Origin of the sequence: Coprococcus intestinihominis, assembly GCF_040096555.1 — a bacterium.
Lineage (GTDB): Bacteria > Bacillota > Clostridia > Lachnospirales > Lachnospiraceae > Coprococcus_A > Coprococcus_A intestinihominis.
This window is the reverse complement of the sequence record NZ_JBBMEK010000110.1, coordinates 1-9,891: the sequence shown is the minus strand read 5'-3', so window position 1 is coordinate 9,891 and position 9,891 is coordinate 1. Positions and strand designations below refer to the sequence as shown.

The following is a 9,891-nucleotide window of genomic DNA, read 5'->3' as shown; positions in this document are numbered from 1 at the left end:
GGATGCACCAGGATCTGGCTGCCGTTATAATCATTCACATAGCCTGTACCGGCCCTGCCGATATCATGCTGGTGATAGGTCCAGAAATCCTCCAGACCCTCGCAGCTCACGTACTGGATCATGATCTGGGGACGTGTGGCCGCATTATCATCCAGATCGTCATCAGAAGAGATATATTCATTGTACGTGCCTTCTTCCTCCCCATGCTCCTTCATCATCAGGCCGTAATTCCTGCCATCCGCATACCAGTCTTTTACCACACCTGTGATATCAAAGACAAGCCTTGTCAGTCCAGAACCTGAAAAAGCGATATAATCGGCCACTTTCGGGTCGTAGGACGGTTTGTTGTCCCATGTGACAGTCTTACTGTTCCAGTCCTTTGTCACACGGTGGATATCAATGCGGCGCTGGTCTGAACCGCCCGGGCGTCTGATGGCCACGTACCAGGCGGATGTCACCATCTCAGAAGCTTTGTTGAGCTGCGGAAGGGTGAACTTCAGGTAGCTTCTGAGGACGGAACCGTCCACCCTGCCTGTTTTCAGGATATGGCTGTTGTAAAAATTGTCTGTATTGTAGAAAGAAGAGACATGGCAGTCCTGGATCTTATCCCTGGCCACATCGGTGGTCACCACCGGGTCGATGACCACCGGATATGCTCTTTCTTCTGCCGCAAGCCATCCCGCATCCGCTTCCAGTCTCACATACGCCTCCTTGTTCTTTTCTCCGCCGTCATCTGTCAGGGTCAGTGTCAGGCCGTGGCTCACTTCCCCTGCGGCATCCGTCATATACGGTGCAGACAGTCTGTAGGCTTCCCTGCCCCCTGCATCCTCAAAGACGATATCCGCACCTTCCTGTCTGGCCTTTAACCCACCCGGGGCATAGCGCCATGTGAAAGCATGCACTGCGTCTGCCTGCTTTAAGACCAGATCTTCTTTCAGGCTTTCCGGGCCGATGGTGTATCGGATATCCACACCCTGGAAGGCTTCCGGATAAAGGATGCGGCTCTTTAAATGTCTGACAGCATAGGCCGCTGTCGGGTCCTTTTCACTGTCTGCCGTATGCTCCAACGCACCGGCACTATCCGGCTGCCGCTCCGCCTCTGTCTCTTTCAAAATCTGGCGTTTCACGGAATTGGCATCCACAAAACCCCATGTGAGCTTTCTGCTGCCCTCTCCCAGGGAAACCATCTGCTTTTTCTTCACCTTGTTGGACAGACGGACTCTGAAGGCTCCTGAGATATTTTCCATATCATCCGCATCAGCCGGCACTTCATCAGCTGCCGCTTCCAGGCGGTTGTCGATCTCTTCCCATCGGCCGTCCTTCATGTAGTGGACCGGTGTGCCGTAAATGGCCGCTGTAAAACGGTGGTCTGCATGTTCAAACACCTTCATGCAGGCCGTTCTCTTTGAAATAACTTCTTTCATCTCTGTGGTATTCATTAATTCTTTACTCATTGTTCTTTCTCCTTTTTCTTTTGTTTCGTCATATATAAAGTTTCGTGCAAAGATCCGGATATTTGCCATGTCATCATCACGGCAGCCCCAGCCCGGAATTCCAACTGCATTCTCGAATTTTCAGAAACAGGTTTTCCGCATTGAGTTCTGCTATTCTCAGACATTCTTTCTTATATACATTCTTATATTTAAAGAATATCTTGTCTAATTTTCTTAGTTTTCGTGATGTTGAAGTCATTATATTCCCTTTTCCTAAGAATGTCAATAGATATTTCTTATATTTTTAGAAATTATTGACGAGTTTCTGGGATAATGGTATAATAATCTCAGAAAATGAAAAGGCATGAAACTCTCAGTATCCCAGATGCTTCATTTCGTTCAGCCGAAACAGTATCTATGTTTCTGTTATGACTGTTCTTTATAAGGATACTGATATTTCACAAGACAACTGATGATGATAGAAGGAGATTTTTTCAATGAAGAGCACTGTAGGTGAAACCTTAAGAAAATGTAGAATTGCAGCGGGGAAGTCCGTACGGGAAATGTCTGAATTACTAACTGCCAATGGTTTTAAAGCATCTGAGAAGACAATTTACAGCTGGGAGAACGGCAACAGTCAGCCCACCCCTGACGCCCTTTTAGTCATGTGCCGTGCCTACGGTGTCGAAGATGTCCTGGGCACCTTTGGCTACGCACCTGAGAAACCAACCACCATTGCCGCTCATTTTGACGGTGATGAATTTACACCTGAACAGATTGAGAAGATTAAGGCTTTTGCCGCCTTTATCAAGTTCGATGATCAAAGGAAGTGATTCACCTGAATACTTATGAAGAATTATTGCAGGATGCCGATGATGAACAGGTACACGTTCATGAATCTGTTGACCTGAACGGAGACAGCACCGGAGAGAAACGTCTGAACGGTCTCTATGTAGATGGCCATATTGCGCTGGATTCACAGCTGAAGACCACCGCAGAGAAGACCTCTCTTCTTGCCGAAGAAATGGGCCATCACTTTACAAGTGTCGGTGACATTACCGATTTGAAGAATGTAAACAGCCGACAGCAGGAATTGGATGCCCGCCTGTGGGGATATAACCGTCTGATCGGACTGCGCGGTATTATCCGTGCTTTTGAACATCACTGCCAGAACCGCTATGAGATGGCAGAATATCTGGATGTTACGGAAGATTATCTCGAAGAAGCCCTGGCCTGTTACCGAAGCAAATACGGCGTTTATACCGTTGTTGATAACTATGCGATTTACTTTATTCCCAATATAGCTGTTGCGAGACGTTTTTAGAGAAATACGATAGTAAGGTACCTGACAATGCAAAAATCCAAAATTTTTGCCCTATTTTGATGTGGAAAGACAATATAATTATGAAGATACATGAGATTACCCCCAAAGATTACACAGACCTGCACCGTCTCTACTGCCAGCTGGAGGATGACTGGACCTCAGACATCCAAGACATGATTCGCGTTCTGGAAGAAGTGAAAGATGACCCGCATTATCATCTGGTGGGTATTTTTGACGATGCAGACAAGCTGGTGGGAACCATTACCCTCAGCAAATGTCTTGATCTGACGGCCAAAGCCCGCTTTTATTATTCCCTTGAGAATCTGGTGATTGATGAAGATTACCGCCAGCAGGGATATGGTCAGGCCCTGATGCAGTATGTAGAAGACTATGTGCGCCGACACAACGGACGCTATGTCAATCTGACATCTTCCATCCATCGCACCGACGCACATGAATTTTATTATCGTATTGGTTTTCCTCGAAATTATACCGTAGGATTTAAGAAAAACGTGGTGGACGATTAGCAATTTAAAAGCTCCGGCCGCCGCCCCCGTGGGTACCTCCGCCGCTGCTCATATGCACGCCGCCTCCGCCTGAGCCGCCGGAACCGCCTCCGCCCTTCAGTTTCTCAATATGACGTCTTGTTACCGTCCGGTTCATAAAGCGGTCCTCTTTGGCATCCAGATGCGAACCGGATGCGTCAAAGTACGTCCGGCTGTTGGTTGTCACACGGCCGCCGCGTCTGAATACCATGGCAAAGGTGACAACTGCACCGATGACAATAGCGATAATCAGTCGAAGCAGCACACCAAATGCATCCATGCGGGCACTTCTATCTGTGGAGCGCCCCATATAATCACGGACACCTTTTAGGAAAGCATCGCAGGTGCCCTTATAATCGCCATCTGTGATGTGATTATAGCAATTATCCAGCACTTTATTGATTCTATAATCATCATAATAATTCATGGCCTGCCCCTGGGTCGCCATATAAATCTGCCGATTATCCATATCAATCAGAAACAAAATACCCGGATATTCATCTCTCGACATGGATTGACCGATTTTTTCCGCATAGGCATCTGCATAAGCCTGAGCACTCAATCCTCCTGCATCATCCGTTGTCACAATAGCGATATCTGCACTGTATCTCTCAGAATATTTTTCCAGTTTAGTCAAAAGTGACGCTTCCTCATCCGCCGACAAAAGATCCGCCGCATCATAAATACCGCTGGCTGACATACTCGCATCAGCCGCTGCCTCCCCATCCTGATTCGCTGTCAATACAGTCTCTGCGGCTGATACTGTTTCACCGGCCGTTTCTGCAGTCTCCGCGGCTTCTGCCTGAAAGGCTGTCATCACTGACGCCATTCCAAGGCCCATGACCAACAGCATCACCATCAGAAAATTCAATATTTTTTTCATTACAACAGCCCTCCAATCACCATCAGAATCGCAAAGGCCGCTGCCGAAATGCCTGCAAACCAGCCTGCCACTTTGCCTCTGCTCACAGGCGGTTCACCAATGACCTTACCTGTCTGGCCATTCATGGCAAATATATAATCTTTGTCCCTGTAGCGATAGGAAATAAACCAGATTGGCAGATACACATAATCGCTGCTGATATGGTCATAATCCATCTGTTGATGGTCAATATGTACACTTGTGTAACCGGAAATCGTTGAACGGGCGTATTCTGCAGCATATCCGGCCACCTGCTGCTTCACCTGGGGCAGTAAATCCTCTGAACGATAATCTCCCTGATCTGCTTCAAATCCCGCCAGATACGGAATCTGGAAAGTTTTCAATGTGTCAAAACGATAGGGCTCCAGCTTTGCCATCAGGGTATCGTCCATTTTCTCTGATGCGTCATGGGGTACTTTTGTATATTCCAGACGCATTTTTCTCCGCACATCAAAGAAGTCCGTCTCCGTGTATTCTGTTTCGCCACGCACATAAATATTCACCCGGGTTGCCGTTCCCCGGACATCCACACTGGCATTCATATCATACAGCCAATATGGAATGTACAAAGGCTGCAGACGCTGGATATTCTTTGCCGCCATAAAGCCCTTCGGCGAAAATCGACCGTTATGGCACCATTTTCTGAAGGCTGCCTCCGCTTTCTCCCTGTCCAGTTCAAAAGGCAGCACATAGGCCGGCCGCCAGTCTCCGCTCAGGCGGTCCGCCATCACCAACGGTGCCCCACAGTATTCACAGTGCGTGGCACAGGTTTTGGCTCCCGCTGACAAAAGGCCGCCGCAATTCACACAATAGCGCTGTTTATCTGCCGGTTCTTCGGCCGCATTCTTATAATTCTCCTCATCCGGTCGGATATCCTCACTGTGATCACAATGCGCACAGTGAAGCTTTCCAAGCTTGATATCATATGACATATCTGCCCCACAGTTCGGACAGCTGAAATTCACAATCATTGTTATTCTCCCTGTATAAAGATTTACTTTTTCCGAACCATACATCTCTTTCGGAAAAATGAAATACCATAACATAAAATATGGTCGTAATCGTCCTCATATTCTCTGGCATACATTCGTTCATCCATCTGTTTGATTGCAAGCTGACATTCTCTTTCCAAATTTTCCAGTTTTCTTGTATATTTCGCTTCAAAAATGGCAACACGACCATTTACCGCATCATACACAACGACATCACTGCGGCCCTCCCCATGCTCTTTGTTAGACTCCACCATGTAACCTGCTCCCGCAAAAATTCCTGCAAGAAAAGCGTGGTAATAGTCCTCTTTATAATCATGATAGCTGATAGTCTGCCGTAAAAGCCGGTTCATTTCTTCTGTAATTTTCTCACTGTCACCACTCCACACCGCATCAAACAAGGCTTTTCTGTTCCAACTTCTTGCTCTGTCATCAAACCACTGTACAACCGTTGTCTGGAAAATTTCCCGAATTTCTTCATTTGGAATCACCAAAGCAGAAGCCCCCTCCGGCACAGATGCCTGCAAATCATGCTCACGCATCTTGGTCAGATAACCGGTGAGATAAAGAATACTCCACAAATTATCTTCCGATGAATGCAGATAATCATACGTCAAACTCTCATCAACACGCTGAACAATATACCCGCCTGAAAGTAATGTTTCTAATTTTCCCGTAATAGCATTTCCGGCATAATCAATAAATGAACGAATAATGGCATTATCGCTTGTATTCTTCCAGTAACTGGCAGGTTTTGCCTGGGGATGATGCTGAAGATCCAGAATATAATTCATCACATCCCATGGACAGTAGACATCAAAATCCCCAAAGTGATAGCCATCATACCATTTTTTAATATTTGCAGCATACTCTTTGGCATCCGCATCTTCCAAAATCCTATCCACGTCTTTTTGTACAAATCCAAAATACTCATTCAATCTTGAATCTGTAATTGTATCCGATACAAAATTATTCGTCCCCGTAAATATACTCTCTTTCGCAATTTTCAGGCATCCGGTGATTACCGCAAATCGCAGCGACTGATTATCTTTTAAAGATTGCATCAGACTCTTCATCATATCCAGCATTTCATTGTAATATCCGTTCTGATTGGCCTTGGCGACAGGTACATCATACTCATCCATCAAAAGAATAACCTGTTTGCCATAATATGCCCGCAGCAATCGCGTCAGAAGCATCAGACTATCTTTAATTTCTTTCACAGAAGCATCACCACGAATAATGCGAAGCGCAATTTGTTTGTCAAATTCATTAATCTGAGAGCTTTCCAGCAAATATAAATGCTGTTTATATAATTCAGATATCACCAGTGTAAGCATATCATAGGCACTCTTGAAATCAAGGCCCTCCACTCGCTTAAATGACACAAAAACCGTCGGCCACCGGTTCATCCATTCCTGACACACTTCTGCACATTTTGAAATATGAAGTCCTGCAAACAATTCCTGACTGTCTTTGCGGATATCAAAAAAATTCTCTAGCATGCTCATTCCAAGCGTCTTACCAAATCGCCTCGGACGCGTAATCAGCGTCACCTTCGTTGCCGGTGTCTTCAAAAACTCCGTAATCAACCCCGTCTTATCCACATAATAATAATCATTCTTTCTGATTTCTGCAAAATCCGAAACCCCCACAGGAATATTCAAATTCTTCATTTGGACTCACCTCCAGCCTTTACTCTATTCTTACCACCCAAACATTACCTTAATCATACCATTTTCTCTCCCCGGTCGCAATCAATCCTGAAGTAAAAAAGGGACTTTCAACGAAAACGATTTTGTTCCATTGAAAGCCCTTTGCTGTTGCTTGAAGCTGCACACTTTTTTATTTTTTGAGAAGCGCCGTCATATCTTCAACAAGTTTTTCGACGTCCCGCTTATTCACCAGTTTTCTGGCCTCACCGTTGATTTCTGCCAGATGGAAGCTGCTGTCATAGACTGTAAATGATACGGTTGTCTCGGTATCATCTTCCCACTTGACAGTAACACTGATGGCCGCATCACCGGTTGATTTTGCCGCTGTATCCAGAATCTTCTCCGCCGACATGCCTGAAAGATCACTGTAGGCAGAAGATAAATCTGTCAAAGCAATTTCTGTATCTCCGGCATACCATTTTTCTTCTGTCTCTGCCTCAGTCTCTGCACTGTCCGACAGATCATCCGCTTTGGCAACTTCTTGCTTTACCAGATGCCAGCTGTCACTGCCGATGGTAACATCGATACCCTTTGCATTATTCAGAGAACCGGACAAAATCGTATTATCCGTAAAATCCGCTGCTTTCTTTTCAATCAGTTCTTTGATCGTATCACCGCTGACAACATGGACTTCTTTTGAACCATCTAAGGCTGCATAGTAATCGCCGTCTTCATTCTGACTGCCGATATGCAGTATCAGCTGTTTGGCCACCTCAACAGTTTCCGTTTCAGACTCTGTTTCTTCTGTATCTGCAGTTTCCTGTACACTTTCTGCTGATGTTTCTGTCACTGTCTCTGCTGTGGTATAATCCACAGAAATGTCCGCTGTCGGTTTGTCCAGGCCATATTTCGACAAATCTTTGCAATTATACTCTACATGGCTCTTAAATGTGATGCCTGTCACAGTGTTGATAAACTGTGTTACAGATGATGATGCACAATTCTCTTTTTCCTCACCGTTTTCAAGAACTATCCTGCCGCCATCGCTGTCATTCTTAATTTCCAGTGTATGGCTGCCGGATTTGACATTGATATCCGTAATGCTGTCCGATGTGATGGTTGGGAAGCTCTCCATATCCGCCAGTTGATAGATATCCGAATTGAACGTATCGGCAAAATCGGACGCCACCAGGTAAACTGCGTCATCTCCGCTGATTTTCAGATAGGACCCACCGGCCGCATCATTGGTATCACCCACGGTAAATTCTGCCTCTTTGCCGTCACTGGCCGTATATCGCACAGTCAATACCGGCGAATCCAGACCATATTCCGACAAATCTTCCGGTGAATCCAGTTTTCGGGTAGCTGAAACCGCACCCAGGGCATTGGTCATGGTCGTCAGGCTGTCCTGGTCAACCGGAAAACTCTTGTCCTCCGCATTATACCAGGTGCCGTCCTCCTTCCTAAAGGAGAGACTTTTGCCGTCTTTTTCATAAGAAATGGCTGTAATCTGACCACTGTCCACACTGCTGATCACCAGAGAGTCATCAGAGCTGTCCGCATCCTCCGACCTCTGACTCAGCTTCACAACGAGTAAATAAAGAACAGCTGCCGCCGCCAGGCAGATGATAGCAATTATAAGCGTTTTTTTCCTGTTCTTCATATGCTATTTACGCCTCCTTCTAAACCATACGACACCGCCGCCGATCACAAGGGCCGCCGGAATCAGGATGACAACGGCACCCCAGAATCCCGCATCTGCAGCTGTCACTGTCAGATAGGTTGTGGAAAGGCTCTTGGTCGGTATGGAAATATTTTCTTCTTTATCGATCATCCAGCTCATCACGTTGCTGATGAGTTCATAATTACCGCCGGACACAGCCTGATTCATATTTTCATCCAGGATTGCTGAGGATGAGAAATAAACCAGTTTTGTCTCCACATCATTATAATTTTCAGTGACTGCAGCACCCACTGTAAACGGTCCCTCTTCATCACCTGAAGCTTTTTCCGTTGTTGTCAGATTCTTCAGATCCGTTTTAATATACGACTTGCTGCTTGTCTGCAAAAGAGCTTCTGTTGTCACAGTGCTTCGCACATCATCAGAAATATTGATATTCTGTGCATACGGCATCAGCACCAGATCCTTGGATGTCATGCTGCCCACTGCATCGGCACTCTGGATTCTCGGAATCAGATAGGATGGATACCCCGGATAATAATACTGGCTGTTGCCTTCAAAAATCAATCCCGCACTTGTGGAGAGACCATAATTATTCAAAAGTTCTGCCAGATTCGGCATATCCGTTTCTGTATAATCCGTGAATATCAGCACATGGCCGCCATTTTCCATATAAGACAGGATTCGATCCTTTTCGTCCGCTGTAATATCCTTCTGCGGTCCGTTGATCATCAGACAGTCTGCATCATCCGGTACAGATTCACTTGTTACAAGGTTCAGCTCTTCTATATCAATATTTTCCTTTTCAATCTGGCTGGTCAGTGTATCAGAAAGGGATGCTTCATCATGACCTGTCAGTGTATACAGTTTCGGCAGAGTATCTGATGTCACATAATCAATAGCACTGGTCAGCTGACCTTCTGCGTCGAATCCGGTTGTCTGACTGCTGTATGTGGAATAATTAAACTCCGACTGATAAATATCACTGTAGTTGATGACTTTATATTTGTCTCCACACACAACGATCAGACTGTTGTCTGACAGGGAACTGTCTGTATACTGCTTTGTAAAGGACGGATTGACCACCGGATCCTTTGTATGCACTTTGATATGACTGGACAGAGACTCATAACGTTCCAGCACTTTCTGGATCTGTTCATCCTCCTGTCCGCTCTGGGCAACCAGATAAACATCCACATCCGAATCCAATCCCTTGACAAACGTCTTCGTCTGATCAGTAATCGTATAAAGCTGATTATCCGTCAGGTCAAACTGTGTATATTTCACCGGAATCTGACCCACTACCAGATTGATCACCACAACGATGGCCAGCACAACGGCT

The 9,891-nt window shown here is 45.8% G+C and carries 9 protein-coding genes; 3 read left to right on the top strand and 6 right to left on the bottom strand.

The features are described from left to right. The coding region (locus WMO25_RS09735) for a DNRLRE domain-containing protein (RefSeq protein ID WP_349085153.1) at positions 1–1,454 on the bottom strand (1,454 nt) is incomplete at its 3' end. 476 nt (positions 1,455–1,930) lie between these two features. Here WMO25_RS09735 and WMO25_RS09730 point away from each other — a divergent pair. The 3 genes from WMO25_RS09730 (at position 1,931) to WMO25_RS09720 (ending at position 3,284) form a co-directional block, all read left to right on the top strand. Next, on the top strand, positions 1,931–2,266 hold the full coding sequence (locus WMO25_RS09730) for a helix-turn-helix transcriptional regulator (RefSeq protein WP_349085152.1): 336 nt from the start codon (positions 1,931–1,933) through the stop codon (positions 2,264–2,266). Further along, the gene (locus WMO25_RS09725; protein ID WP_349085151.1) at positions 2,263–2,757 is read left to right on the top strand and encodes a hypothetical protein; all 495 of its coding nucleotides are present in this window, start codon (positions 2,263–2,265) and stop codon (positions 2,755–2,757) included. The genes WMO25_RS09730 and WMO25_RS09725 overlap by 4 nt, the downstream gene beginning before the upstream one ends. Positions 2,758–2,837: 80 nt before the next feature. Beyond that, a complete protein-coding gene (locus WMO25_RS09720; protein WP_349085150.1) occupies positions 2,838–3,284 on the top strand; it encodes a GNAT family N-acetyltransferase in 447 nt (148 codons plus the stop codon). 4 nt (positions 3,285–3,288) lie between these two features. Here WMO25_RS09720 and WMO25_RS09715 read toward each other — a convergent pair whose 3' ends face one another. From WMO25_RS09715 to WMO25_RS09695, 5 genes are all read right to left on the bottom strand, one after another. Further along, on the bottom strand, positions 3,289–4,185 hold the full coding sequence (locus WMO25_RS09715; RefSeq protein ID WP_349085149.1) for a TPM domain-containing protein: 897 nt from the start codon (positions 4,183–4,185) through the stop codon (positions 3,289–3,291). Next, a complete protein-coding gene (locus tag WMO25_RS09710) occupies positions 4,185–5,195 on the bottom strand; it encodes a TFIIB-type zinc ribbon-containing protein (protein ID WP_349085148.1) in 1,011 nt (336 codons plus the stop codon). The genes WMO25_RS09715 and WMO25_RS09710 overlap by 1 nt, the downstream gene beginning before the upstream one ends. Positions 5,196–5,218: 23 nt before the next feature. Continuing rightward, positions 5,219–6,889, bottom strand: a complete 1,671-nt coding sequence (locus WMO25_RS09705) for an AAA family ATPase (RefSeq protein ID WP_349085147.1) — start codon at positions 6,887–6,889, stop codon at positions 5,219–5,221. 169 nt (positions 6,890–7,058) lie between these two features. Further along, on the bottom strand, positions 7,059–8,531 hold the full coding sequence (locus tag WMO25_RS09700; RefSeq protein WP_349085146.1) for a DUF4340 domain-containing protein: 1,473 nt from the start codon (positions 8,529–8,531) through the stop codon (positions 7,059–7,061). Between the two features lie 3 nt (positions 8,532–8,534). Then, positions 8,535–9,891: GldG family protein (locus WMO25_RS09695; protein WP_349085145.1), on the bottom strand; the 1,357-nt coding region annotated here is incomplete at its 5' end.

Excerpts from the sequence above, each read along its gene's own strand:
- WMO25_RS09730 (WP_349085152.1), top strand. The coding sequence starts at position 1,931 with ATGAAGAGCACTGTAGGTGAAACCTTAAGAAAATGTAGAATTGCAGCG.
- WMO25_RS09720 (WP_349085150.1), top strand. The coding sequence starts at position 2,838 with ATGAAGATACATGAGATTACCCCCAAAGATTACACAGACCTGCACCGT.
- WMO25_RS09715 (WP_349085149.1), bottom strand. The coding sequence starts at position 4,185 with ATGAAAAAAATATTGAATTTTCTGATGGTGATGCTGTTGGTCATGGGC.
- WMO25_RS09710 (WP_349085148.1), bottom strand. The coding sequence starts at position 5,195 with ATGATTGTGAATTTCAGCTGTCCGAACTGTGGGGCAGATATGTCATAT.
- WMO25_RS09705 (WP_349085147.1), bottom strand. The coding sequence starts at position 6,889 with ATGAAGAATTTGAATATTCCTGTGGGGGTTTCGGATTTTGCAGAAATC.
- WMO25_RS09700 (WP_349085146.1), bottom strand. The coding sequence starts at position 8,531 with ATGAAGAACAGGAAAAAAACGCTTATAATTGCTATCATCTGCCTGGCG.